The sequence below is a fragment of the Methylomonas koyamae genome (genome assembly GCF_006483455.1).
Lineage (GTDB): Bacteria > Pseudomonadota > Gammaproteobacteria > Methylococcales > Methylomonadaceae > Methylomonas > Methylomonas koyamae_B.
On record NZ_PPPU01000013.1, the window covers coordinates 16022 to 42690 of the forward strand.

Annotated in this window: 22 protein-coding genes; 5 read left to right on the forward strand and 17 right to left on the reverse strand. The window is 51.2% G+C overall.

Translation table 11 applies throughout. The annotated features are described in order from the left end of the window. Positions 1–13: 13 nt before the first annotated feature. The 12 genes from C2U68_RS07220 to C2U68_RS07275 form a co-directional block, all read right to left on the reverse strand. Entirely contained in the window at positions 14–739 is a 726-nt protein-coding gene (locus C2U68_RS07220) for a PRTRC system ThiF family protein (RefSeq protein ID WP_186289525.1), read from the reverse strand. A 76-nt stretch (positions 740–815) separates the two neighbouring features. Further along, positions 816–1031: a hypothetical protein gene (locus C2U68_RS07225; protein ID WP_140911837.1), complete on the reverse strand. Its 216-nt coding sequence runs from the start codon at positions 1029–1031 to the stop codon at positions 816–818. Positions 1032–1066: 35 nt separating this feature from the next. After that, the gene (locus C2U68_RS07230) at positions 1067–1690 is read right to left on the reverse strand and encodes a PRTRC system protein A (protein ID WP_186289526.1); all 624 of its coding nucleotides are present in this window, start codon (positions 1688–1690) and stop codon (positions 1067–1069) included. Positions 1691–1707: 17 nt separating this feature from the next. Continuing rightward, positions 1708–2478, reverse strand: coding sequence for a PRTRC system protein B (locus C2U68_RS07235; RefSeq protein WP_064023661.1), 771 nt, complete (start codon positions 2476–2478; stop codon positions 1708–1710). Further along, positions 2471–3691, reverse strand: a complete 1221-nt coding sequence (locus tag C2U68_RS07240) for a hypothetical protein (protein ID WP_140911839.1) — start codon at positions 3689–3691, stop codon at positions 2471–2473. Before C2U68_RS07240 ends, C2U68_RS07235 begins: the two co-directional genes overlap by 8 nt. Before the next feature lie 87 nt (positions 3692–3778). Further along, entirely contained in the window at positions 3779–3979 is a 201-nt protein-coding gene (locus C2U68_RS07245; RefSeq protein WP_186289527.1) for a PRTRC system protein C, read from the reverse strand. 26 nt (positions 3980–4005) lie between these two features. After that, on the reverse strand, positions 4006–4440 hold the full coding sequence (locus C2U68_RS07250; protein WP_054758370.1) for a hypothetical protein: 435 nt from the start codon (positions 4438–4440) through the stop codon (positions 4006–4008). A 2-nt stretch (positions 4441–4442) separates the two neighbouring features. After that, complete coding sequence (locus tag C2U68_RS07255; protein WP_140911841.1) at positions 4443–6380, reverse strand: PRTRC system ParB family protein; 1938 nt, start codon at positions 6378–6380, stop codon at positions 4443–4445. A 277-nt stretch (positions 6381–6657) separates the two neighbouring features. Beyond that, a complete protein-coding gene (locus tag C2U68_RS07260) occupies positions 6658–6912 on the reverse strand; it encodes a hypothetical protein (RefSeq protein WP_186289528.1) in 255 nt (84 codons plus the stop codon). A gap of 148 nt (positions 6913–7060) precedes the next feature. Next, positions 7061–8287, reverse strand: coding sequence for a DUF1173 domain-containing protein (locus C2U68_RS07265; protein WP_140911843.1), 1227 nt, complete (start codon positions 8285–8287; stop codon positions 7061–7063). Between the two features lie 276 nt (positions 8288–8563). Next, positions 8564–8872, reverse strand: a complete 309-nt coding sequence (locus C2U68_RS07270; RefSeq protein ID WP_140911844.1) for a hypothetical protein — start codon at positions 8870–8872, stop codon at positions 8564–8566. Positions 8873–9105: 233 nt separating this feature from the next. Then, on the reverse strand, positions 9106–9795 hold the full coding sequence (locus C2U68_RS07275) for a hypothetical protein (protein WP_140911845.1): 690 nt from the start codon (positions 9793–9795) through the stop codon (positions 9106–9108). Positions 9796–10025: 230 nt separating this feature from the next. On the opposite strand from C2U68_RS07275, the gene C2U68_RS07280 reads away from it, so the two are divergent. Continuing rightward, positions 10026–10943 carry a DNA-binding protein gene (locus C2U68_RS07280; RefSeq protein WP_186289529.1) on the forward strand — a complete coding sequence of 306 codons (918 nt, stop codon included), beginning with the start codon at positions 10026–10028 and terminating at the stop codon, positions 10941–10943. Continuing rightward, positions 10940–12646 (forward strand): phage integrase family protein, encoded by a 1707-nt coding sequence (locus tag C2U68_RS07285; protein ID WP_140911849.1) that lies wholly within the window; start codon positions 10940–10942, stop codon positions 12644–12646. The genes C2U68_RS07280 and C2U68_RS07285 overlap by 4 nt, the downstream gene beginning before the upstream one ends. Before the next feature lie 223 nt (positions 12647–12869). On the opposite strand, the gene C2U68_RS07290 is transcribed toward C2U68_RS07285, so the two are convergent. Further along, positions 12870–14078: a hypothetical protein gene (locus C2U68_RS07290; RefSeq protein WP_260839252.1), complete on the reverse strand. Its 1209-nt coding sequence runs from the start codon at positions 14076–14078 to the stop codon at positions 12870–12872. 308 nt (positions 14079–14386) lie between these two features. On the opposite strand from C2U68_RS07290, the gene C2U68_RS07295 reads away from it, so the two are divergent. From C2U68_RS07295 to C2U68_RS07305, 3 genes are read left to right on the forward strand one after another with little or no spacing between them, the layout of a single operon-like run. Continuing rightward, on the forward strand, positions 14387–15838 hold the full coding sequence (locus C2U68_RS07295; protein ID WP_260839253.1) for a TolC family protein: 1452 nt from the start codon (positions 14387–14389) through the stop codon (positions 15836–15838). Positions 15839–15852: 14 nt separating this feature from the next. Then, positions 15853–17016 (forward strand): efflux RND transporter periplasmic adaptor subunit, encoded by a 1164-nt coding sequence (locus C2U68_RS07300; RefSeq protein WP_140911850.1) that lies wholly within the window; start codon positions 15853–15855, stop codon positions 17014–17016. Further along, entirely contained in the window at positions 17013–20129 is a 3117-nt protein-coding gene (locus C2U68_RS07305; RefSeq protein ID WP_140911851.1) for an efflux RND transporter permease subunit, read from the forward strand. The genes C2U68_RS07300 and C2U68_RS07305 overlap by 4 nt, the downstream gene beginning before the upstream one ends. Before the next feature lie 98 nt (positions 20130–20227). Here C2U68_RS07305 and mgtA read toward each other — a convergent pair whose 3' ends face one another. From mgtA to C2U68_RS07325, 4 genes are all read right to left on the reverse strand, one after another. Beyond that, positions 20228–22972, reverse strand: coding sequence for a magnesium-translocating P-type ATPase (gene mgtA, locus C2U68_RS07310; RefSeq protein WP_222101880.1), 2745 nt, complete (start codon positions 22970–22972; stop codon positions 20228–20230). Between the two features lie 139 nt (positions 22973–23111). After that, positions 23112–24215, reverse strand: coding sequence for a DMT family transporter (locus C2U68_RS07315; protein WP_313901406.1), 1104 nt, complete (start codon positions 24213–24215; stop codon positions 23112–23114). Then, complete coding sequence (locus C2U68_RS07320) at positions 24155–25168, reverse strand: sodium:calcium antiporter (RefSeq protein WP_140911852.1); 1014 nt, start codon at positions 25166–25168, stop codon at positions 24155–24157. The genes C2U68_RS07315 and C2U68_RS07320 overlap by 61 nt, the downstream gene beginning before the upstream one ends. Before the next feature lie 48 nt (positions 25169–25216). Further along, complete coding sequence (locus tag C2U68_RS07325) at positions 25217–26533, reverse strand: magnesium and cobalt transport protein CorA (RefSeq protein WP_140911853.1); 1317 nt, start codon at positions 26531–26533, stop codon at positions 25217–25219. Between the last annotated feature and the right edge of the window lie 136 nt (positions 26534–26669).

A 26669-nucleotide genomic window follows, 5' to 3' on the forward strand; every position in this document is an offset into this window, starting at 1 on the left:
TTTCTGAAAAAGACTAAGCGATGTTAATCGGTATTTGCGAGCCTTTTGTAATATCAAGATAGGCACCTTGCCAATTTAAGCCGCCATTGCGCAATAAACCCCAAATCAGTTGCATCGCCACATTTGCGATCGCGCGGTTAATGGGTAACTCTTGGCTGGCTAATGCTTCCTCCATGCTGCAAGACGGTGTATTCGAATCGACCATTCCATTCAATTCGGGGTGAAAATCATATACGGACGGCAAGGTAATCTGGCAATCATCGTGATGCGACAACCGCCCTAAAATCACTTGGCCGGTATGTGCGCCATTGCCGGTATCCAACCATAGCGTTCTGCAGTGTTTAGAACGGCAACACTGGCTTAAATCGGCTCTAAATTGCGCCACGTCCACACACGTAATCACCAGATCGAAATATTCCGGCTTATTGCATGCAATAGAAAACATTTCAGGAATTCCGATCCAATCCTGACCATAGAGATAATTAATACGCTGAATGGTGAGTACGGCTTTATTGTGGCCTAAATCGCTCGGATAGAAGGCCTGCCGGCCAATATTAGGCCTTTCGACTTGATCGCCATCCCATGCCGTCACATGAAAACCGGCATGTCCCAATTCGCGGATCGCATAATCGATTCTCGCCAAACTGGTCAATACTTCCGATCCAGTGCCACCAACGCCAATCAGCGCAATCTTAACTCGATTTTCAAGCCAGTTTGCGGGGGTATAGAATTTAAACATAGTCGGTTTCATATTCAATTTCAAACGTAGTGTTAAATACTACCCGGTTCATCACCGATGCAATTAGAATAAGCCATTAGCTTGCTGGCCTATTATTTTCAAGGCGCCCTTGGCTGACCAACAAGTCGCGTTCGTGCGCTCTGAACACTCGGCTGACATCGTTAATGCCGCAATTTTCAAATACGGCAACAGACCACCAGCCCCAAATAATTCGTGTCATTGGCCCGATTACCTCAATGTACGGTCTTTTTGAAAAGCCGCCTCTTTTGTCTTGCTCCAACATAATAATCATGTCCGAATACTCCCGATCTGAATCCGATCTAGAACTTAATCAAAAAACAACCTGAAATCCTCGCAATCGAAAAAATGGCCGTTTACATTCATTCGAGTAGCGTAATTTTTACGATCGTGGCAATGCCCGATCACTCCGGCGACATAAAAACCGTGCCGATCGGAAACATCGTCCACTCCTGAGAAAAACGCGGGCATCCGGCCGTGGGTATGCACATCCAGGACGATCGCACTACCTTCAGGCAATTCGTTGCGATAGGACACATGCCCTGGCCCGACGCTCTGAATCTCGGGTTCGATCAATGCGTAGCCCTGGTGCAAAACATCCCAAACCACCCATCCGGCCCACTCGTCGGGGCAGGCCGACGTGGCCTTTTGCTCAATGATTTCCAATAACCGAAACGGCATCGCCCCATGTCGAAGCCGAACGCCTTGCGCCCCAAGAACCCCATAGGGCAATTTGATGATCGACTGAGCCACCGGGAGCCTGACTTCGAACACTTCATTGATGGCCTCTAACACCACACCTTCTTGGCCAATCACAAAGCGGTGTTTGCCGAGTTCCGGCGCCGGCAGCTTTTCGCCAAACAGCGGCTGCATATAGGTGGGCGTTTCACCAAACAAAATCCGGTCGCGCGGGTCGGTTAGATAGGCATTCATCATCATCTTCAGTCTGCCTATGCGTGTCTGCTGATAAAGTCTGTAACGGACATTTTTAACGGGTTTAATGCGCTGTTTGGAAATCGCACTGTGTTTTGCGTGGCCAGATCGGCCCAGAATTTGAAACAGTCTTTGGTTTCGACGGCGTCTGCTTGATGGCCGACTTTCAGGCTATGCGGATGATTGACATGGGTGAATGCGCTTTCGAACATTACCGCTTCCCAGGCCGTTAATTGCTCGGCATCGCAATAATCCGGCAATGGCGCACTGCCAGTACACACTCTGCCAACCTGATTAACGTTCATCAAGGGCGCGTGGTAGAGCTTCGTATGCGCCGTAATCCTCCGGTTGCTCGCTAATGCCGCAACCGAGAAATGACTGTTGCTGTTAGCCACCATCAGTAAACGCGGCCAAGGCACCGTCAGCGTTTGCGGCTTCAATCCTACCGGCTTGAATATCATGGGGCGAACTGCGGCCGGGGTCGTCCATGCGATATGCGTGCTGCTGATCGAGACCACCGCCGTTGGCAATAGCGTCGCTTTTCGCAGCGATCTATTCAGGATTTCCCGGAGCAAGTTTTCCAGATCGTCACGCCCCATTAGCTTGCCGGCGCCCACGACCAGCTTACCGTCATCGCCCTCGAAAAACTCATGCGCGGATGAAATTAGTCTGCTACCGCTAACGCCGCTCGCCCCAGTCCCTATATGTTTCAGTTCGTGAACGAGAATGGCGGTCATCGGGCTAATTCTGGCCGACGGTTCGACACAGTGTGCAAAAAATTCAGTCATCGTCACCTTGCTGGTTTATTTGAATCATTTCGGCCAACCGAATTAACCCTCTCGCTTTAGCCAGTATCATCAGTTTGTCAGCGGTCTGGTTTAACGCAATAGGGTTCAACGCGATTGAACTCATGGGCGTTTCACCGGCATTGGCAATGTCTTCGTACAGTTCGGCAGCGAGTGTTTCTTCCCAGTCAAAGCCAAAGCCGATAGCATGACCCACCCCAATGCCGCAATCGCTATAAAAAGACCCGGTGGAGTCAAATATCGTGAATTCGGGGTGATGGTTCTTTTTTATTTTTTCAACGAACCGAATAAACGCGAGGCTTTCTTCGATAAACGGCCACCAGGGGCTGGTGACATAAGCGTCCTGCTGCTTGTGTAAGCGATGAAACGCTCGAATACCTTTCAAATCCGGAATGTCGCCGAAGAGTTTCTCCGGGTCATTGTTAATGATTCGCCGCAGTAATTCGATGCGCTCTTCCAGATAATCCGCATCATCGGTGAATTCGCTGAAGGGATACTGGCCTCGTTCTAGAAACAACTCGGCGAGTTCCCGATCACTGGCGTTATTGCCGCCATTGATTTCGGCTTTCAATTCGCTCAGCTCGTCTTCAAGGAAAAAGCCAATCCCCGTCCGCTGGATATCGCAGGCACAGATGCCGATTTCGCCGAAATCTTGGATATAGCGAATACAGCCAATAACCACCTTCGCCAACGCCCGATCGACTTCGATTAAATCCAACTGCGTGAATCGCGGATTCAGGGCCATCACCAAATCCACAGGCTGTGGGCCGGCCTCGTTACGGCCGTATTCTTCCCTGACTCGGAACTCGAAGGCGATCACTTCAAAATCGTCGTCATCCTCGCCGACGATCGCTTGCGCGACCGCATTCAACTTGGCGTCAATCCGCTTTAAACTTTCCCGGTACAGCCCGGTAAGCGCCTGTGATCCGCCGGCGAAGTGCTCGTCAATTTCGGCTGGCGTTACCAAGCCCATTTCATAAGCTAACAGTATCGCGGTGCTGAACACTGCTCTGTTCTGCCGGAATAACTGGATCGCTTGCTGTTCGACAATCCCGCCAACCAACAACTGCAGGTCGAAGTCCAGGCGCACTTCCTTAAACAATACATTCAAATCAAGGGCAAGGTTTGCGCGGGGACATGGGTTAACGCCGTTCGCTTCAATTTGATCGTTCTCGAAAGCAGGAACAGAACACATACGCTTGAATCCATTAGGCCGTTGTCGCTGTCATCGGTAGTGGGCAAACCACTCGCCCACTGCTGTAATAGGGCAAGATTACCCGTACTATCCTTTGGTTTTGACTTCATGGGTTTTAATCGGAAAGTGCAATTCATCGCCGATCAGTTGCGGCTCGCCCAGCACCGCATTCGCTAAATGCGGATAGGCTTTTTCGTAGAGTTTGACGGCATCGATGGGCGGCAAATTCGGGGCCGGATCGGCCAGCCTGATCGCACCCATTTTGAATACACGCGTGGGTCTTGTCACAATGGCGCCGGACATATTGGCTGACCTCAAAATAAGCTTTTGCTATCGGTGGGAAGATTGGCGCCGACCGGCGCCGTGTCGTTGTCGTCGTCCTCGGCTTTTTTTGGCATTTGCGCGGCCTTCTCGTTCGCGGTCGATGCCGTTGTGAGACTATTGGCTGTTTTTGCGGCCTCTCTAATGCGAGACATGGACTCAGCAAATACACTCTTACCGTCCGACACCACGTCCACGTACTGCATTAAACAGGCCGGAAAATCCCGGTCCAGATTCGCGGCCATATCGGTGACGCAAAGTGGCATCGAAAGTGCCGCTCTGACCTGTTGCAATTGCGGGTCGTCAATGCCGGGGTCAGGCCCGTTGAAGCAGGGTTGAATCAACACCGTTAAACGATTGCCTTGGCGGCAGATGGAAAAATCGATTCTTTCGCCATCGCCTAAAATTGTTTCGAACTGTGCAAACATGGTTAAACCTCTAATTCAGGGTCTAGTGTGTAGTCTTGATTGGCGATGCGCTCGTCGTCATCGTCATCGAACCAACCCGACTCAGGGATGCTGTTGGTCGCCGACAAAGCTAACGCGCTGCTGGTCGTAGCGGCTGTGTGCGTTGAGTTCGGATCGGAGACGGGTTTATCCTCTCCCATAAATTGGATAACGCAAGCCGGGACGAATCCGGCAAAGTCATAGCCACAGCCAAAGACCTCGTCCAAAATTTCGCCATTTTTCTTTTTCATCAGGTTGGCGAAGGTGTTTTTCTCGTTGATACCCTCGTAATAGGTGACAAAAGCCACCCCTTTTCCATTGATCGCTTCCCGTAACAAACCCTCCATCCCCGATTTGGTGAAAGCGCTCAGAAACTCGCGGGTTACGATAAACTCGTCCTGGAGCGCAATATCCATGAACTTGCAAACCCCGGCGGAACCCATCGCCCAAGCTTTGCTCATGGTGGTGTTGATACGTTCATGCTGTCCCAGCAAATGCGTCAGCATCCTCTCGTTGAAGGCCATCATTTCTTCAATACTGAGATAGCCGAATGCGTCGACAAAGTCGCGCAGGGTGCCGAACATTGGCCAACTCGCTTGTTTCGTTCCGGCGGCAATCGGTAAGGCCTCTTTGGGAAAGGTAGTTTGCACTAGCCGGTATAATGCATAACTGTTGACCAACAGTTTACCGTGCCGATGTTGGACAATGTATTTGGCGCCGGTATCTCGGAAAAAGCCTTCGATGTGTTCGAGCACTTTACCCGGTGTGGCGCCGCTGGTTCCGTCCGATGGCTTATGAGCCGAATCGGCTCGGCCGGGGTTGGCGCCCTTCTTCGCATCGGCACCCGTCGCTGTGACTGTATTCCCGGTCATCGTGGATGAACCCGGATTCGATAAGCTTGCTTGATATCCCCGCACTTTTTGGCCGTGGCAATCCAGGTCAAAACAACAGTCTTCGCTGACTTTCCCCAGCGAATTGGGATTGGTCGAAAGAAGGGCTCCAAAATGTCGACACTGACTACACCCCTTTTCGAATTGCGTTTTGCCCACGCCGTTTTGCCCCGTTTGTATCACGACCACAAAGCTCTGCGGCGGCTTTTCGGTATCGAGAAACACCGCCGCGTACCGGTCGTGCAAATCGCACTTCCGGGCTTCGACGGCATCCTGGGTTTTTTGGTTGAAACAATCGGGGTTGGCGCATAGGCCGCTTTCAACATGCTCGTCGAACAAGTTCGCTTGCAAATACGAATTGTGATGGCAGGACGCACACTCGGTCCGATCGAAAATCGCGCTTTCCAACGGTCTGGCAAATCGACTCAATCGCGCTTTCAATTCAGGAACCGAATACTGGTGCTCGATTAATTTCTCCAGCGTGGCATTTTGAAAATCGGACGGTAGCTGGCATAGCAATTCAGCGTGACCCAGCCGAATAGCTCTCGCTGTCAGGGCATTCAAGACCTCTGTCGAGGCATGTAACAACAGCAGCCTCGCCTCGAACTTCTTGGCAGACCACCCTAGTAACCGCAATGCTTCCGCTCTATCACCGTCGCAGTCGCTGAGTACATTTCGGGCCGCGATCGCTTCTTCGCCTGGACTCATATCGGCTCGCTGGGTGTTTTCAATGGTAGCCACCAGCCGCGCCTGTTTATCGTCCAGGTGACGCACAACGGCCGGAATTTCGGACAGTCCTGCCGCAACGGCGGCGCGATAGCGGCGCTCGCCGGCCACGACCCAATAGGTTTTGTTGTCCGGTTGAGGCCTAACAACGATTGGTTGCAGAACTCCTTCGGATTTAATTGATGCGATTAGTTCTTGCATTTCACCATCACTAAAATAAACCCTGGGATTAAACTCATCTTGGATTGATATTAAATTGATCGGCATACTTTTAAATTGAATGGTACTTTTTTTATTCGCGGCCATCGATAAGCTCCATCATTATTTGGATTATTGGTATGGTTTATTCGAATAGGCAATATTCGAATCACGAAATAACTGTTACATGGCTTTTTGAATATGCAACACCAAAAATCAACGGATATGCATTGTGAAAGCGGGGCCGGCGAATAGTATTCAGATCACAACACTCGCAACCTGATGTCCGAATAAGATGAAAGCGACCGAGATTAGATAAAGAGAGTAAGATCTAAATGCCTCGGCAAACGCCGATGGCTTGTCTTTTAATGACTTATGGATTTATTCAATATTCGCCGGACAACAGTAATACCCTGTCCGTCCAGTAGAATATCCAACGTCCGACCTGTTGGTCGGGCCACGACAAGGAATCCTCGGTCACCCGCTTACCCTTTTCGTCGGTCACCGATAACAACGCCTGTCCGGCGCTGCTAGTTAATTCGATCCTGAGCCACGGATAACAATTTGAAAGCGGCGGCAAAACCGACACCACCCAAGCCAATAGTTCAGTCTGTCCGGCGGCCTCGACAAACTCTTTCACGCCTGTGGTAATCCGAATCGAGCTGTGCGCACCGCAGCCATGCCATAGACCGTCGTCGGCTAGACGATAAAGCGTAAGAATCGCGACTAAATTGACTGTGTTCATGACCAATTAGGCCTCAATTCCTAAAGTCGTTGTGGATTGAAGGTTATACAGTTGCGGCATAGGCGATTTGAGGTTTCCCCTGTTGTGGTTCGAACGGTAAACCCGGTTGTTTTGGATCCCAGATGTACGACGCCGTCTGGCTTTCGGCGATCAAACCATCGATTCCATCCGCTGATTCATCCCCGGCGCCTTCTCGGGCAATATAAAGTGCCAAGGGCATTCTGATATCGACCAGTACCGCCGACGCTAACGGTTTCGTTCTGGCCAGGTTGTAGCGCAAACATTTGCTGAACGAGCGGCCCTCCGCCACCAAATACTCGATTAGCGCCAATTCCTCGGCAGTTTCGAACGGAATCCATTGCGACGAGACATTCATCAAGCTGAGGTTGTCCAACTCCGCGTAGCCGGCTTGGTTAATCGAAAAAGTCGCAATAACAATCAAGTGGCTGGATTCGATCCCTCGCCACAAAAGCAATTCCGCATCGAACTGCTTAACCATGCGCTTATAGGTCTGGTCGTTTAGATAAAACGGGTGCTCCGGCAGATGCTTGATAACCAGCTTATGTCCGAAGCGGGCCGGCTTGATCTCCTTGAGTTCGCCAATTAACATCCGAAAGCGATTTTGGTTGTCCGAGCAAGCCAAGGACTTCGCCGTTCTGGCGCTGATTTCATCCTTTCTTTCGAGGATGAACGTTTCCGGAATGAACACGATTTCATCCAGTGGCATGGCTTTGGCGACTTTTCCGGCGCAGGCCCCCAACAGGGCTTTGCGCAACCCATGCCAATTGCGCCGTGACTCGGTCGCTGGCGTCCAGCGCTGCCAACCGCTTTGCTCCCAGAGATAATGCAGCAAACCGCGCAGGCCGAGTTTTGCTTCGGACGCTTTAATGCTGGTCGGCTTGGCCGCTTCATCGGTTTCGGATGCTAGGGCCGGCGTTCGGCTTTTCCCCGGAGCCAGACGAAAGTCGAACTTCAATTGGGTAACGCCGGTATCGAGATTTTCTTTGATGGCCGATCCGTACACCTGGCCCAAGCCGGACAATTCGGCCGGCGGTTCGTAGGATTCGCAGCCCGGATGATGGCGTTCGCCGGAATTGGGCATCCGTTTCAGCCAATATCGTTCATGGGCATAGGCAATATACAGTTCGACGCCGTCCGCCATGCACAAGCACATCGGCCGTTGCTTATTGGCGTACGCTCGGGCCAATATGTTTTGAAACTCCTCGTGAGCTTCGGTGAATTCGATACCGTCTAATCGATAATGGCTCATGGTTTGTCTGTTTTGTCAGAGGGTGAAGCAGCGTCTTCGGCATAGCTGCCAGTGCCACAGGCGCGGCACGACATATCCGGATGATGGGAACCCGGATTACAGATGTGGGGTTTGACATGAATGATCGCGAACGGCCTCTGCACGTCGGTACGGTTGGATTCAATCCCTTCCAATGAAGGAGAATGCCCGCCATGTTCCGCTTGACTCATAAAACCCACCCCAGAGGCCGCCAGGAATAAGGTGCATCCCATGAAACATGGGATGCGATTCGGTAAATTACATTCTCAAGTGATCCAAAATCAGATCACGCATTACTTCAAAATCGACACCTTCCGACTCGCAGCAGACTCGAAACGAAAACGGCGACGTGTCGTCACTTATCAACCATTCCAAGGCATCCGCCTTTTGTTCGTCGCAGACCCGTAAGTCTTTCAGCGAACTCAACATCGCCAGCAACAAACGGTAACGCAGCTCGTCGAATTCCGATTCCGTGAATTGAGGCAGTGCGTCCCAATCGATCACGAAGATATCGAACTGTTCGACGCTGGGATGAACCTGCACCGCTGTGTCTTTGCGCATTTTCATGAGATCCTCCTAAATTAGACGGAGGACTCCCCCTAAACGGAGAATTCCCCCGTTTAGGGTTTAAATTGACTGCCCGTCGCCGGGAGTCGTTAGATATGCTGATTATTTAGGGAAGCCAGCTACCTCCTTGAACGTTAGCGCGAACCGTTATATCAAAAACCGGAATTCAAACCCGCTGGCTAAATGCCTCTGAAATTCACCTGCACGTCATCCCTGCCACGAAAGCTTAAAAGTTAGCCGTACCGCCGCGTCGATTTCGGCGCCACAGCCTCTGTCTCTTCCTCGCCATCTGTCTCGATATCCGCTAGATCTTTCCCATCGTCGGTATCGAGGTCGACACCTTTGTCAATCAAGGCTTGTGTAGCGGTTTCGACTTCGGTCGTCTTGCCGCGGGCACGTGCTTCTCTGTAAGCGCTACCGCGGAGGCTAATGATCCGGCGGGCCAGTTTCTGAATCCGCAGTTGCCATTGACGCTCGGTGTCCGCGCGCTTGTCGTTCGGGATGATGTTGCTTAGCCAAAGGGTGTCGACCAATTTCATGGCGTCGTCCATTTTCAGCATCAACGAGACGAACTGCGACACCTGAGGCGAGACAATTTCGATATCGTACCGACCGGGATTACTGTATTTGGGCGTTCCGGAAACACCGTTATCGTCTCTCAATTTCTCCAGCCGCTCGATTTCTCTCAGCAGATCTTGAGTACACGCATCGATCAACCCGGACACCGCCTCTTGTACCTGATCGATATGGTCCTTTTCGCCGATGATGTATAAAATCGTGTCGATCATGTACAGCGCGGACACGACGGGCTTGAAGTAGCGTTGATGGACGCGTTTGCTATATTCGCTGTTGAGCACCAGCGACTGCGTAAAGCTGGGGCGACTATAGAGGTCTGTTCCGGATCCGGATTGGGTTTCGGCCATGGCTCACCTTCCTTTACTAAATTGAAAGGCTGCCATGCTAGCGTATTTGAAAATTCAAACCCGCTGGCTAAATGCCTCTGAAATGCACTTTGCCAGCGGGTCAGCTTCTGCATATTGCCACCCCTCCATCTGAAACGGACCAACGAGAAGGTTAGATTGGCGTGCCGGTCCCTGTTGCATGCCGTGAATTTCGTGCGAAGATGAATCATCTGTGAATTATGATTTCATCCATGTCTAATAGAACCGATACCTATGCCCTCGCTTACGAATGCTGCGATACCGTGTTAAGGGAAGACGGCCGCTTTCCGACCATCGACGCGATTCGGGATCGAATCGGTGTGAATAGTCCGACCGTGATCAGCCGAGCCATCAAAGACTGGACACTGCATTTCGCCAACAAGCACAAAGAAACCTTCGAGAGGCCGGATATGCCGGCCGTAATGTTGGATACAGCCGTTTCGCTCTGGCAACTGGCCCTGAAGGAAGCCAGTAAACAGTTTGACGAACAGCGACAACAACTCGAAGAAAACGCCCGTAACGACCAAGCGCTGATTGTCCAATTGCAACAGCAGCTAGTAGACCAACAAACCCAATGGGACACCGAGCGATCGCAACTGAGCCAACACAACGAGGAACTTCGGCACACGAATGCCGAATTGGCGACTGCGCTGGCAGAGGCACGCCAATCGCTCAGCCACACCAACGCCGAATTGGCGAGCACCCGAGAAGCGTTGTCCAGAGCGGAAGGCAGTTTATCGGCGTCCAAAGCGGCACTGCAGGCACAGGAATCAGCCTGGTCGAATCGCTTCGATCAGCAACACAATTGGCATTTGGCTCGCATTGAGGAAGAAAAGAACGCCGCGCGTCAGGAACATGCGCGGACCATTACCGCACTTGGACGCGAGCTGGAGGATTTTAGACTCGAACTGGCCACGGCTCAGGCGCGGATTACCCAATTGATGCAACAACTCAGCGATCGACATGAACACCAACTCAAGTGGGAAGCCGATCTGGCCACCTTACGCGCACAACTAGCTGCTCGGGAAGCGGAGCTTCAGGCCGAGAAGGACAAATGCCAACGATTACACGAATTGGTCAGAAAGCAACGCCGGCCGGCCCAGAATACCCCCGATAAGGCGGCCGGATGACCCCCAACGAACTCGGATTACTACGGGGATGGATACAAGGCTTATCCTGGCCAGTGCTCGGTGAGGCGTACTTGGATGACGCCGGTACCGCTGAGACCCGTCGCACGGTCATGGCCCTGTCCCGCACCCTCGCGCGCAAAGCCGAGCTGTTGAATTTGACAGCCGATGCAGCCATTTGGCAACAGCCGTGCACCGGCAGTGCCGAGTGGATTGACAAAGCCTTGAAGTCTTTGGATCGCCTGAAAAGCAAACCGGCGCCATTGCCACAACCGAATGAAGCCTGTAGCCGTTGGCTGCCAGCCGCGGCCGCGGCGCGCTTAGCGCAAACCGAAAACATTCACAGCCTGACCCAGTTGGCGGATTTCATCAACCGACATGGCCAGCGCTGGTGGTCGCAAATCCCGCGCTTGGGCCAAACATCCGCCACCGAGATTCAGGCTTTTTTTGCCGATTATGCGGAGGTATTGGGCCTCAGGCTGGATTTGGCTAGAAAACCCCCGGCACGCCCCCCGGTAACAGTGGGTTCGTCCGATATCGCCCCCATCGAACGATTCAGACCACCCGAGCATCTGAGCGGGCAATCCGGCTCAAACCGCGCTCCGGTCGCTAGGTGTCTATTGGACGCCGGCAACGATTTCGAGGCGATTTTGGCCTGGTTGTCCTTATACGACGCCGGAACCCCAACCCATCGCACCTACCGGAAGGAAATAGAGCGGTTTTTGTTGTGGGCGATCTTTGAGCGCGGCAAGGCGATATCGTCGCTGACCACGCCGGATTGCGCCGAATTTCGCCGTTTCCTCGAAGACCCGCAGCCGGCCGAGCGTTGGATCGGTCCCTCTGGACAACGTTGGTCACCGCAATGGAAACCGTTCAAAGGTCCGCTGAAACCCAGTAGTGCTCGCCAAGCCGAAATCATTCTCAGTGCCTGCTGCGACTGGCTGGTAGGCCAGCGCTATTTGGACAGCAACCCCTTCGCCGGCTTAAGCAAGCGCGGCTACGGGCGGCGCCAGGGCACCGATCGATTACTGTCGCCCCCACTCTGGGACTATTTGATTGGCTTTGCCGAACGGCAAGCCAACAACTCCGCTACCCCGGACAATAAGCGGGCCGATCACCGGCGAACCTTGTTCATTCTGCGCTTCGCTTACTTAACCGGTTTACGTCTTCACGAATTGACCAAAGCGAGAATTGGCGATCTGGAACGCCTCACCGGTTACGACGGCGACCAATGGTGGTTAAATGTCGTCGGTAAAGGTAAGGTGCATCGCCAGGTCCCGATTGCTCCGCAGCTGATTGACGAAATCAATGCTCATTTGCGAGACCGGCAACTCAAACCAATTGGTTATGCTGCGCCGAACACCCCGATTGTCGGCAAATTACGCAATCGCTTAAGGGATGCGCCTGACGACGCGCAAAGCGCCGTTTTCCTCAGCGAATCGGCGCTGTACCAAAAGCTCAAGGCCTTTTTTGAAGCCGCTGCGGACGATATCGGTCCAACCGACCCCGTCGCGGCGGACAAAATCCGCCGGGCCAGTACCCATTGGCTACGCCATACGCATGGTAGCCACGCCGTTTACAAAGGGGTTCCGCTGGAAATAGTGCGAGACAATCTCGGCCACAAAAACATCTCCACTACCTCGATTTATGTACATTCCGATAAAGACTCGCGGTACAAAGCCATATTGGGAATGTCAGGTGATTAAGGCATTGCTTGGTGGGTGTTGTATTGTGGAAGCGACTGCTTTCGGGCGATGAAACAGAAGGTCTGGCCGGCTCTTTTCGACCCACAAGCGACATTCGGCGTCTGACAAACGATTGTCCGGTTCCACTACAGCAGTAGACGGTCACGGACCCTGTAGGCATTTAAGCGGAGGGGGACTTCAATTGGGATGGGCTAAGCCCACTTTGGCTTTTATCCACTGGCGGTTATTTCGAGATAGTAATCTCTGGCGCACCCTGTTGTGATAATTCAGTCATGGTCATTTGGAATATCTGATGTAGCAAGCGAAAGCTCTCCCGATTCCATTGATAACCTTCTTCTGGCTTAACGGCATAGTGTAATCCTCCGTACGTTATGCTCATATCCACATCATCTGGCTCACTTTCCAATGCCAAAACTTCCAGGGTATGGATCGGGTTTTCGCTGACGAAGGGTGATCGAGGATCTTTATCTACGTTAAATTCAGGTTCGTCGCTGATGTCGCGGCCAATAAAATTCACGATATTATAAAAACTGCGCAACCGGAAAAAACCATGTAATGGCACTTCACCACCCGGATAGCCAGGGCGAATATCAACCATCACATCATTGCTGGCACCATTATCGGCTTCTTCGTTGAGTTTGATACGCTCCTCGTTGCTCAGCGACTGTGGATCATAGTTTGTCAGGATAATATGCCCGGTAACCCGTTTACTTAGCGTCAAATGATGCTTGTCAGCGTTATAGTCAACTTTGAATTCCTTTAGTAGTTCAACCTGTCGCTCCGGCGACAGGGATTCTGTTGAAAAATCCCAATTAGAATCAAACAGCAACGGCTCTACGAATAAAGCATTTCGATCTTGAATAGATGAAATGTGGGACACGACTTGCCGGAACAACTTGTAGCCGTCTTTATCGGACGGCTTGTTGTTATAAACCTTATCTTGATGATCGTTTTCAATACGTAATTCGCCAGCCAGTAATCGCAGGATAAGATCGACGTCGGCGCCTTGTCGCAACAACATCGTCAGTTTGCTTTCCTGAAAAGGCGTTAACAAGCGTTTGGTAAATTCTTCGCCTTCCATCGGTACGATGCTGATCGTAGGATTTTCGGAGACCGTTCCGCCGAATATTGGCGTTATCAATGAGCCGGTTGGACCGGTCACGGCTGGCGTAGCCCCCGCATTGAACTGAAAATTAAATGTGGCGGCGATATTTGATACGCCCGTGAAATGTAAGGGCTGATGCTGATGGGCACGGGCAATGTTAAGCAAGAGCAGTTCAGATAGGATTTCGGAGGTCGACTGGTCATAGGCTATGACAGCGTGATCCAGTGCCGATGGAGAAACGCAGCCTTGCATCCATGTCAAATTGGCAACAACAACTAGTCGCACAAATTTATGTTTGGAAGCGACTAAATAGTCATAGCCTTTCATTGCAAATTTCCTTGGAGTGAGTCTGACAAAATTGTAACCGTGCCCCGCTTTTTTAGCTCTATTTTTCAACCCAATCTTTACCAAGTCCTCCTTTAACTCTCATGACCTGCTGACTCAGATCAGGTCATATTCCCCGAACGATACGGCTGGCACATTTATTTTCATACAGACCCTATTTGCAGACTTTATAATCGATAATTTTGGCACTTTTAAGATGTGCATATTTATAAAACTCCCACTAGCGCCTGACGATGAATTAAGCCTCTAATCGCCTATGGAGTAACGTTATTAAGGACACTGCCAGCTCCATGTGGAATATCTATTTTTGCTTCGGCCAAGACAATTCTGGCCATGCTATAAACAATCTCGTCTTACCATTAATAGCCTGTGCTGTTTTGGCATTGACCGTTACTGACTCAACAGCTGAGGAGTACAAAGCGGTCCCTTTGCCCATGTTCATGCATGATGCTGATTTGCTGACCACCGAATCCGCAGCCAACATACCTCCCATTAAGACAACCGACGAAGGGCTTCCCAGCGAAGCGCATACCTATACGCTGGATGCCGCAATCAAACAGGCTCTGGATGCCGACCCGCAAATTCGTGCAGGCGTTGAAACGGTTCGGCAGGCCGAGGCCGATCTGGTAACTGCCGGCTTACCCCCCAATCCCAGCCTGTCCACCAGTGGCTCATTAATGCCGTTGAATAAACCCTTCACCGTGGACCGTCAGGGTGGCCCGCCACAGCTTGATGTTGGCGTGTCCTTTCCGGTGGATTGGTTTCTGTTCGGTAAACGTGCTGCCGCCGTCATTGCCGCCGAGAAAGGTGTGGATGTCGCTACCGCCGGTTTTTCCGATCTGGTTCGCCAACGCATCGCCGGCACGATCTCCGCTTTTTATGACGTTCTGGAAGCGCAGTCGTCACTGGAATTGGCTCGCGAAGACTTACAAAATCTTTCCGAAGTCGAAAAGATAACCGCCAACCGCGTTGAATTAGGCGGTGTCGGCACGGTCGAACTGGATCGTGTTCGCTTGTCTATTTTTAGTAGCCGCCGTGAAGCTCGGGCACGGGAAGTGGCCTTGGAAGGCTCACTCAGCCGCCTGCGTAGTTTTCTTGGCTATACCCAATCCATTGCACTGAAAATCAATGGCAGTCTTGACGTCTCATCCCCTGCAGCGCCTTTAGCACCGGAAACTGTTTTTGCCGTGGCTGAGGAAAACCGACCCGACATCATCGCACTTAAGAACCAGGTTACTCAGGCTGAAGCCACTGTGGAACTGGAAGAAAGGAATGCTTACCCCGTGGTGACACCAAAAATCGGGTATACCCGCCAATTCCAGGAAAAGGCAATTGGCTATCCCGACGCTAACTCCTGGGGCATTGGGGTCGATATGACGGTCCCCCTATTTGATCGTAACCAGGGCAACATCAACAAGGCAAAGTCAGCCAAGGTTCAGACCGAATACACTTTAAATGCGCAACTCGTAGCATTGCGTGCTGAAATCGACCAAGCCCTGAAAGCCTATGAGAGTGCCTATCAGGTGCTGACCACCGATGATCCCGGTCAGCTCGAAGCGGCACGTAATGTACGCGATAAGATTCGTACAGCCTACGAATTAGGCGGCAAAACCCTGATGGAGGTCTTGGATGCTCAGCGGACCTACCGTGAAACCTACCGACTTTACATTGCCGGCCGTTCCAATTACTGGCATTCGCTCCATGCACTCAATGCCGCCATAGGCAAACAGGTTGTACGATGACTTACCGTGTTTCAATGCAAAAACCGACCGATCCCAAACAATTGAAAAAACTCATTTGGCTGGCGGGTGCTGGACTGATAGCCGTTTTAGTTTGGCAATTTTGGCCCTTCGCCGATGAACCAACAATGACACCAACTGCTAAAGCCGAGGCTGTATCCTTGGCAGGACCAGGTCTCATTGCCGTACAGCCAGGCAATCCGCTGGAAAAAAAGCTCGAATTAACGCTTGTGCAAAAAGAACATCTCACCTCACCGCTATTGTCGGTAACCGGTGCCGTTATGGCCCGCCTTCGTTCCGGTGCAGGCTCATTAGAAGATCGTTGGCAATTTAGCAGCGTCGAGCTGTCAGGGATTTATGCGGATTGGCAAAAGGCTGGTACCGAAATGGAATTCGCAGCCAAACAGTTAACCAAGACCCGTGAACTCACAGCGGCGCAACTCAATTCACAAAGTAAAGCCGTGGATAGGTTACGTAAATTGGTGGCAACCGGTACCGAAGCTGCTCGCGACTTGAGTGCCGCCGAGTCCAACCTGTTACAAACACAACTGGAAGGACAAAAGGCTGTATTCGAAGCCGAAAGTGCATTGACCCAAGCCACCCATAGTCACGCCGATTTTGAGCGGCATCTGCTACAGGCGGGCGTCGATCCAGCTTTGCTGCAACAAGTTCCGGCGGGGGCCTCGCTAGTTATGGCCGATGTTCCGGAAGTCAGAATTGGTCTAGTCGCCACAGGACAAGCCTGCGAAGCGCGTTTTTATGGGTTGTCGAATCAGTTGTTCAAAGGTGTTGTCCGTAGTTTATCGCCGGCTCTGTCACCTGAGCGACGAACGCTACGGGTTTTCTTTGAACTCAATGATCAGGAAGGCAAGCTGAAGCCGGGTATGTATGCGGAAATTGGTCTAGGTACCGATCCCCGAGAAGCCGTGCTTGCACCTGCCGATGGCATCTTACACATCGCCAATGCCGATTACGTCTTAACCGAAGCAAAACCTGGCGTATGGAAAGTGACCGAAATTCAAGTGGGTGAGCGGGCAGGGGACCGCGTGGAAATATTGGATGGCCTGCAAGGCGGTGAACGCATCATCGGTAGCGGCGCAATTTTGCTGAAACCATTAGTGGTGCAGTCACTATTGCAGATCAAACAAGCGCCAACCGCAGCAGGATCAACCAAGCCATGATTGCCTTGCTTATTCGTACTGCACTGCATTATCGGTGGATAGTCCTGATCAGTACCTTAGTCCTGGTCAGTTTGGGATTGTGGTCGTTCAGCCAAATGAAAATCGACGCCTACCCTGACATCTCTTCCCAGATGGTACAGGTAATCACCACCTATCCGGGACGAGCACCGGAAGAAGTCGAAAGACAGGTCACCATCCCGGTCGAAATTGCCATGCGTAACGTACCTAATGTTGAGACGATACGCTCCAGAACCATTTTCGGCTTGTCCGTCGTCCAGATGATTTTCGAGGAAGGCACTGAAAGTTACTGGGCACGCCAACGTGTTCAGGAGAAGCTTTCCAGTCTTGGGCTGCCAGAAGGTGCCGACGCTGAACTCGGTCCACTGGCCACAGCTTACGGCGAGATGCTGCGTTATGAACTGGTTTCCGATGGACGTTATGACTTAATGGAATTGCGAACACTTAACGACTGGGTGGTGATTCCTCGTTTTCTGCGCGCGGCGGGTGTTGCTGAGGTGTCTAACTTTGGCGGTTATGAAAAACAGCATGGGGTTCTGCTTGATCCGGCGCAACTGCTCCGCTTCGGTTTGTCGGTAAATGACGTGGTGGACGCCATTCAGACCAATAACGCCAGTGCCGGCGGCAGCGTGTTGTCTCGTGGCAGTATGTCCTTTGTGATTAGAGGTCGTGGGGCACTGCAAAGCGAACAGGAAATTGGCTCGATCTTTATTAAATCTATTGGCGGTACCCCCATCTACGTGCGAGATGTTGCCGATGTGCGCTTGGATTCCAAAGTACCTGCCGGCATTTTCAGCAAAAATCTGACCGATGAAGCTGTCGAAGGCATCGTGCTATTACGCAAGGGCGAAAACCCATCCGAAGTGCTGGCCAGGGTGAGGATTGCAGTCGATGAACTCAATGCCGAGGGATTGCCTGAAGGTGTGCGAGTCGAACCCTACTATGACCGCAGCAATCTGATCGACAGCACGCTACATACCGTGAGTCATAGTGTGACGCTAGGTATCGGCTTGGTGGTACTGGTATTGTTGGCCTTCTTGGGGCGTCCGTCCTTGGCGATGCTGGTCGCATTGACCATTCCATTCTCATTGCTGTTCGCTTTGGTGCTGATGTACGGTGCCGGTATTCCCATCGGCTTGTTATCGATTGGGGCTATCGATTTTGGGATCATTGTAGACGGTGCGGTGATCATGTCGGAAAACATCGCTCGTCGACTCGACGAACGCGAACACGCTGAGTCCAGCGAGCAAACCAGCGTCGGACAAACGGTGCTTGCGGCGGCGTTGGAAGTGGAGCGACCGGTGTTTTTCTCCATACTGATGATTGTCGGCGCTTTTCTACCCTTATTGACGTTAACCCGCATCGAGGGCTTGCTGTTTAGACCGATGGCCATGACCATCGTGTTCGCTTTAATCGGAGCCGCGATGTTCGCGCTACTTGTGGTGCCGGTGCTGGCAACCATGCTGTTCCGCAACGGCTATCGAGAATGGGAAAATCCGGTACTGATATGGCTGTCCGAACATTACTCGGCGCTGCTCTCTTGGCTGATGCATCACCGCTGGCCGATGGTCATCGGCTCGACTGCGGTGTTGCTCGGGGTACTGGCTTTAGTCGTGCCGCGCATGGGTACCGAGTTCTTGCCGTATATGGACGAAGGCGTTGTCTGGGTGCGGGCTAATTTCCCAGAAGGCACCTCGTTGCAGCAGACCTCCCAATTTGGCCAGCGCTTGCGCCAAGTTGCCCTTGAGTTTCCTGATGTTGAGTTTGTCGCCGTCCAAACAGGACGGAATGATAGCGGTACCGACCCCTATCCACCGAGTCGTATCGAGATGATGGTAGGACCCAAACCCCGCGATACCTGGACGCAGTTTAAACGCAAGCAGGAACTGGTGGCGGCGCTAGGCGCACGCTTTCGTAGCGAATTTCCAACCACCCGCTTTAACTTTACTCAACCAATTATCGACAGCGTCACTGAAGATGCCAATGGCACCTCGGCCAACATGGCTATTGAATTCTCTGGTTCGGACTCTGAAGTGTTGTTAGGTTTGGCTCGTCGTGCTGAAACCCTACTCAAAAAAGTGCCCGGTGCCATGGATGTCAATATTGAGCAGGAAGGACCGCAACCGCAATTGATCATCGAACCTGACCGCTCGCTGTGCGCCCGTTATAACGTCAGTATCGAGGACGTTACCTTGTTAATCGATACCGCAATCGGTGGCGCACCGATAGGGACGCTCTATGAAGGCGAGCGCCGGTTCGACATCGTCACCCGCTTCGCGCCTGAACATTTAGGTTCGCCTCAGGCGTTGGGTAGACTGCCGGTTTACAACTCTGATGGTGTACCCATTCCTCTGGCTCAGGTTGCCCGAATTAATATTGTCGATGGTCAAACCATGATTGCCCGCTCTGACGGACGTCGTCGACTGACGGTTCGTAGTGACATCGTTGGGCGTGATCAGGGTGGCTTTGTTGCTGATGCACAGCGGTTGTTTGAGCAGGAAATTCAAGTGCCGCCAGGCTATCGTGCCACTTGGCTAGGCATGTTCGAGAATCTAAAGCGTGCCGGAGAACACTTCAAGTTACTGGTTCCAGCCACCATCGCAGTGATCTACTTATTGCTACTGGCGATGTTCGCTTCCCAGCGAGCCGCCTTGATTCTACTGCTGGCTATCCCGTTTGCTTTCGTCGGAGGAGCGGTTGCTTTGTATTTGCGTGACATGAATATCAACGTGTCATCGGGCGTGGGCTTTGCCGCTGTGTTTGGCGTTTCAATTATGAACGGCGTGCTGATCGTTCGGACTATCACTGATTTACGTTTGCAAGGACAGCCGCTGGAAGATGCAATTCGGCAAGGATCAGTGAGATGTTTGCGTCCCATCCTGATTGCGTCTTTAGTGGCTATCCTTGGCTTGGTGCCTGCGTCCTTGGCTACAGGCTTGGGCTCCGATGTGCAGCGTCCGCTAGCCACGGTTATTGTGTGGGGATTGTTCAGCGCTACCGTGATGACCCTGCTATTGGTGCCCATTCTGTACCGGCTTTTCGTACCACGCTTACCGGAATCGGATACAGACAAAAACGAGTGGGCAGGTGTTTAGCTCAGGCTTCTGAGAAAAACGGTGATCATGCAATTTTATGGATTTGTGAGGCCGAGATTCCCCCAATAAAGCTTTTGCAATAATGGAATTCGAATTTCTTAGTTATACCCGTAACGCCTGACAAACCAAGTTTTCACCAATTGCGTCAGCACACAATAACAGGATAAAAATAATGCCAGCCACAAAAAATATTCAGCGGGTAATGGAACGAACCCAAGACCTGATGCAATTGGCGAGAAGGGTAAATAAATGGCAACAGCCATGATGGTAAGCGTAATCAGCAGCATCGGCAGCGCAGGACGGCTTTGGAAGAAAGGAATTTTCGGTGTGCGAATAATGTGAACGATCAAGGTCTGAGTCATCAGGCTTTCCACAAACCAGCCGGTTTGAAACAGCGCTTGCTGGTCGACGGTGGTGGCTTGAAACACAAACCACATCAACGCATAGGTGGCGTAGTCGAAGATCGAACTGATCGGACCAATAAACAACATGAACTTTTGAATGTCGCCTACCAACCATTTCCGAGGTTTGGCCAGGTACTCCTGGTCGACATGATCAAATGGAATCCCGGTTTGCGAAAAGTCATAAAGCAGATTATTCAGCAAGATCTGCACCGGCTGCATCGGCAAGAATGGCAGCAAAGCACTGGCGCCCAACACGCTGAACATATTGCCGAAGTTGGAACTGGTACCCATCTTGATATATTTGACGATATTGCCGAAGGTTTTGCGGCCTTCGACCACGCCGGCTTCCAGCACCAACAGGCTTTTTTCCAACAAGATAATATCGGCAGACTCTTTGGCAATATCGACAGCCGTATCCACCGATATACCGACATCGGCTTCTCGTAATGCTGCTGCGTCATTGATGCCATCGCCCATGAATCCGACGATGTGGCCTTTATGGCGCAACACCTGAATAATGCGGGATTTTTGCAATGGCGATAATTTGGCGAAAATGGTGGTGGTTTCAGCGACATCGGCTAGTTCCTGATCCGAAAGATTTTCAATGTCACTGCCCAACAACGTGTTTTGGACGGCTAATCCGACATCCTTACAGGTTTTGCGGGCGATGATGGGGTTGTCGCCGGTCAACACTTTGACCTGCACACCGCCATGGTGCAGCGCGGCGATCGCGGTGGCCGCCGAATCTTTGGGTGGGTCCAGAAATGCAATCAAGCCCATCAGGACTAGGTCATGCTCATCGGACACCGAATAGCTGCGCTGATCCAGCGGCATCTCTTTGTAAGCCACAGCGATGACTCGCAAACCATCCTCGTTGAGTTGCTGATTTAAGCGAGTGACTTGCTCCAGAATCGTGGCATCAACCGTCAAAATCTGCTCATTGACCTTGACTTGAGTACAGGCTTGCAGAATTTCCTCGACGGCGCCTTTACAAATCAGCTCGTGATGATGATTTTCCTCTTCAATCACCACGGACATGCGGCGCCGCATGAAATCGAAAGGGATTTCATCAATTTTTTGAAACGCCTTTTCAATTTTTAATGCTTCGTGGAGTTCAATGTGTTCCAGAACGGCCACGTCTAATAGGTTTTTCAGACCCGTTTGATAAAAGCTATTGAGAAAGGCAAATTCCAATACCTCATCATTTTCTTCGCCATAAATGTCCAGATGCATTTCCAGAACAATTTTATCTTGAGTGAGGGTGCCTGTTTTATCGGTACAGAGGATATCCATCGCACCAAAGTTTTGAATGGCATCGATATTTTTGACGATGACTTTTTTGTTGGACATGGCCAGTGCGCCACGCCCCAAGTTTGCCGTGACGATCATCGGCAACATTTCCGGGGTTAGGCCGACTGCCACGGAGAGTGCAAAGAAAAATGCCTCGGTCCAATTGCCTTTGATCAAGCCGTTGATTAAAAACACCACTGGCGCCATCACCAACATGAAACGTAATAAAAGCAAACTGACATCGTTGATGCCTTTATCGAAGCCGGTAACCGTTTTATGCGTAACAATGGTTTTCGCCAACGACCCCAGGTAGGTATTGCTGCCGGTTTCGATCACTACGGCAGTGCCAGAACCACTGATGACATTGGTGCCCAGGAAACACAGATTGATCAGGTCCAGGGGGTTCTGACTGTGTAACTGCTCCTCGGGCAATGCGGCATGTTTCTCGATCGGTAGCGACTCGCCGGTTAAAGTGCCCTGGCTGACAAACAAGTCTTTGGTTGCGATCAGTCGCACGTCTGCGGGAATCATGTCACCGGCGGATAGGAAAATCACGTCGCCGGGAACCAGCAGTTTAATGGGAATTTCCTGCCGGTCTGGAGCATCCAGGTCAAGTGTCAGTCCCATATCCCTGGCCAAACTCGGAGAGATATCCTTACGGGGATCTTTTCGGCTCACCGTCGCCGTGGTATGTACCATGGCTTGAAGTTTTTCAGCGGCCAAACTAGAACGAAACTCCTGAGAGAAGCGCAGAGCAACACTAAAGATCACCATGCTGAAGATAATGACGGCAGCCTTGGTGTCTTCCGTCAACCAAGCGATCACTGCCAGTGTGAGTAACAAGATGACCAGTGGATTTTGAAAAGTCTTCAAAAATTGGATATACCACTTTGGCGGCTTTTCATGGGCTATTTCATTCAGACCTATTTTGTTACGACGCAGGTTTGATTGGAGTTCGCTTAAACCTTCGGCAGAGGTATTCAGCGCATCGAACAGTGCGTCCGGATGGCTTTGCGCAAACTGAACCAGTTTGGTCGGGACCAATGATGATGCGAAAGTGGCGGTTTGGAGTTCGCTAGCTGATTTGCCCTCCCATCCCCAGATACGCCGGAATACCATTTTATTATGGGCGTCGGGTTTCATGGCCATCGATAAAACTCCTTCTGCTTGAATCGTTAAGAACATGTCAGAGCTTGGGCTCTTAAGTCTGCAGCTACCCTATCACGCCCCCAAGAATAGAGTATTACCGTGAATCAATCGCTTGTCGTTCATCCATTAGAATGTTGAATCAATGGTCATGTCGATGGTGAATATCGGGAAAATGCGGATGCTTGTGGGTGATATGCGCATGCAGATGCATATGCATATGCGGTTCTGAACTATCCCATTTAAAGTCATGCGCGTGTTGATGATGCTGATCATGGACATGACGGTGGTTGTGTTCAATTGCTGTATGGGTGTGCTCATGCAAATGCCGTTCGGATATATGCAGCAATACACCAAGTCCCATTAAACCCGATGCTATCCAAAATGCCGGGCTGGTCACTTCATTTAATAATGCCAGCGCAACCACGGAGCCGATAAACGGCGCGGTCGAAAAATACGCCCCAGTACGGGCAGCACCCAAGCCACGCAATGCCAGCACGAATAATGTCAAACTAATGCCGTAGCCCACAAATCCAATTGAAAGTGTTGTCAGCAAAATATCTGCATGTGGCGCAGTCACACCAAGGCTCAGGGCAATCATACAGTTGGCCATTCCAGCAAACAGTCCTTTGCTGGCTGCGATAAACAATGAATCCGCAGCAGACACTTTCCGCGTCAGGTTGTTATCAATCGCCCAACATAAACAGGCAACAGTGATGGCAACTGGCCCTAACCAGTTTGCTGAGGATAAGTCACCGGACGGCCAAGACAGCACAATCCCGCCAGCAACGATAGCGAGCATCCCCAAAATGACACGCCGGTCAGCATGTTCTCGAAAAACGATCCAGGCGATTAAGGCGGTGAACACGGCTTCCAGGTTCAACAAAAGCGATGCAGCTGAACCACTGGCATGGGATAAACCGAGCATCAGTAAAACAGGTGCCAAAATACCACCAAATACAATGCTGCCAATTAACCAAGGCCATTCCGATGGTAATAGTCCCGGAGGATTCCAGGCAGAATCTCTGATTAGCCGGGTGATGCTCAGGCCAACTCCACTCCCAAGATAGAGTAGTCCCCCCAGCAATATGGGCGGTACTTCGCCCACCAGTAGCTTTGCAAATGGGGTGCTGGCGCCGAATAAGACCGCCGCCGCCAACGCATAAACGACACTACGGTTCATCGTCACATTATCGTTATCAGCAGAAACCCGATGTACAAGACCCCATTGATCAGTAACGCCCATAAGGGTAATCCTTTTCCATGAGCATGCGAGTTAATGCGTAGCCAAGTGGCAGCTAGCAAGGTAATCAAAACGCCCGCTAAGACTTCGATGCGCGGTTGCCAGGGCGTTAGCATGATACCTATCGCAGGAAGCAGCGTACCCTGAAACACCATTGCGCCGGTAATATTGCCAAAGGCCAGGGTATCTTTGCCTCGTCGAATCCAGAGAATACTGTTGATCTTCTCGGGTAGTTCGGTGGCGATTGGAATAATCAGCAGAGACAACAAGAGCGCGGAAATACCGAGCAAATGCGCCGCCCCCTCGACACCTGAGATGAAGCCCTCAGCCCCATAAACCAATAGCACAAGTCCGATCGCCAATTGCAGCAGAATCGTCAGCAGATTGGTGGGCAGCCCCAGTCGTGCGATATACATTTTCCCTTCGGCTTCAGTCGCATGGCCATCTTGAACCAGATGCGCCGAAGCACGTAGGGTCAGCATGATGTAAATAAAATATGTCAGCACCAGCATAATACCCAACGCACCGCGTATGTAGCGCTCCTCTTGAGGAACATACATGGCCGCAGCTGCCAGCAGGAATGCAAACAGGAAAAAATTAAGATCGCGAACGAAACCGGTTCGTTCCGGACGAATATGGCCGGACACTCCTCTTCGACGTAGAACCGATAGCGCCATCAAACACGTCGATAATGTCGACAACATCAATGGGGCACCGAGGATAGCGCCAACACCAATTTCCTCATTGATATTGACATTGGATGTGCCCGCTAACAACGCCAGTAATGGAACCATGGTTTCAGGTAACGCGGTACCCACTGCGGCAAATAATGAACCCGTTACACCTTCAGAAATTTTGAGTTTCTCTCCAAGATGTTCCAACGCATTCGTGAACAGCTCCGACGCTACTAAAATAACAATGAGCATCGTGATGAGTGTTAAAAGAAAAACTGTCACTGATTTGATCCTAAATTGAATTGATTCTGGCACTCGACCAAAGCCGATCTATTTGCGTCCTTTTCCATTAGACACTTGCTTTATTTTCCGATTTTCAACGTGTTTCAATCCCACAAAGGTACCCCAGCCGATCAACGCCATGCCAACGATAAAAGCGCTATACGCGAATGGCCAGGGAATGCCTTCCGTCATCATCGAAAACTCCGACATGCCGCCAATGCCAGCGAGAATATTGATAGGCATAAACACCACACCCAGCACGGTGAGCTGATTAACCCGGCCATTCTGGTTGATATTGATAAAACCAATGGTCGCGTCCATCAAGAAGTTGATCTTGTCGAACAAAAAAGCGGTATGACTATTCAGTGACTCGATATTCCGCAGAATCTGCTTAATATCGTTCACCTGTCTTTTGGAAAGGATTCTGCTTTGCATCAAGAAACCCAACGCGCGCTGCGTATCCAAAATGTTGCTGCGGATTTGACCATTCAAATCTTCTTCCTCGGCGATGTCGGCGAGAACTGACGCCGCTTCCTGGTCGGACATTTTTTCACTCAAGACCTGTTTGCCCACCTTGCTTAAGGTCTTATAGATATCCTCAAGCGAGTCAGCGGAATATTCCACATCCGCACCATAAAGATCGATCAACAAATCAAAGTTGTCCGTCACATAGCCGGGGCGAGTACGAGCACGTTGACGTTGCAGGCGAAAGACGGGTAATTCTTCATTACGTAGCGAAAACAAAATACCTTGATGGAGAACAAAGGCCACCGGAACGCTACGAGAGTGGTCATATTTGTCTAGTAGGAAGTTTGAGTGTAGGTAAATATCATCATTTTCTTTGACGTGAAAACGGTTGCTGACCTCAAGATCGGTTACATCGCCGGGATCCGGCAATTCCAATCCAAAAAAGCCACCAACGTAAGTGCGCTCCGCTGGACTAGTGCAGATGAGGTCGATCCAAACTGGCTGCAGCCCCTCTAAGTCCTTTCGACAAGTTACTGTAACCCTGGTGAGTTTGCCGTTGATTAATTCAAACGCATTGATCTCGCTGTCCGAGAAATCGGGTTCCCGGATACCCGTCACCTGTTCACGAATGGCGTCAGAGAGTTCCCAGAGAACGTCGTGTTTTCGCAGCGCCGGAATGGTTCCCCAAACGCACTTGGCATCGTCAATCGTCATACTTTCGATGATGTCGGCAATCTCGCGAGCAGACAGTTTGCCCAGTAAGATTTCCATCTCCGTCAAATGCTGTCGATGAACCAGGGTTTCGACGATATTATGGCGCGGCATATCTTGGCTATGGACCATGCCTTCCACTAATTTCTGCTTGTTGAGAAGTTCCTGAATTTTTTCTAAGGACATGATGACTGTAATGATCCGAGTTTGATGATACATGTGTAACTTCGCCATTATAAGTTACCCGTTCAACGAACCCTCATCTGACAGATTATCCGGCGGATTTGTCCGGCCAATGCGATCAGACTATCGTGGATGCTGA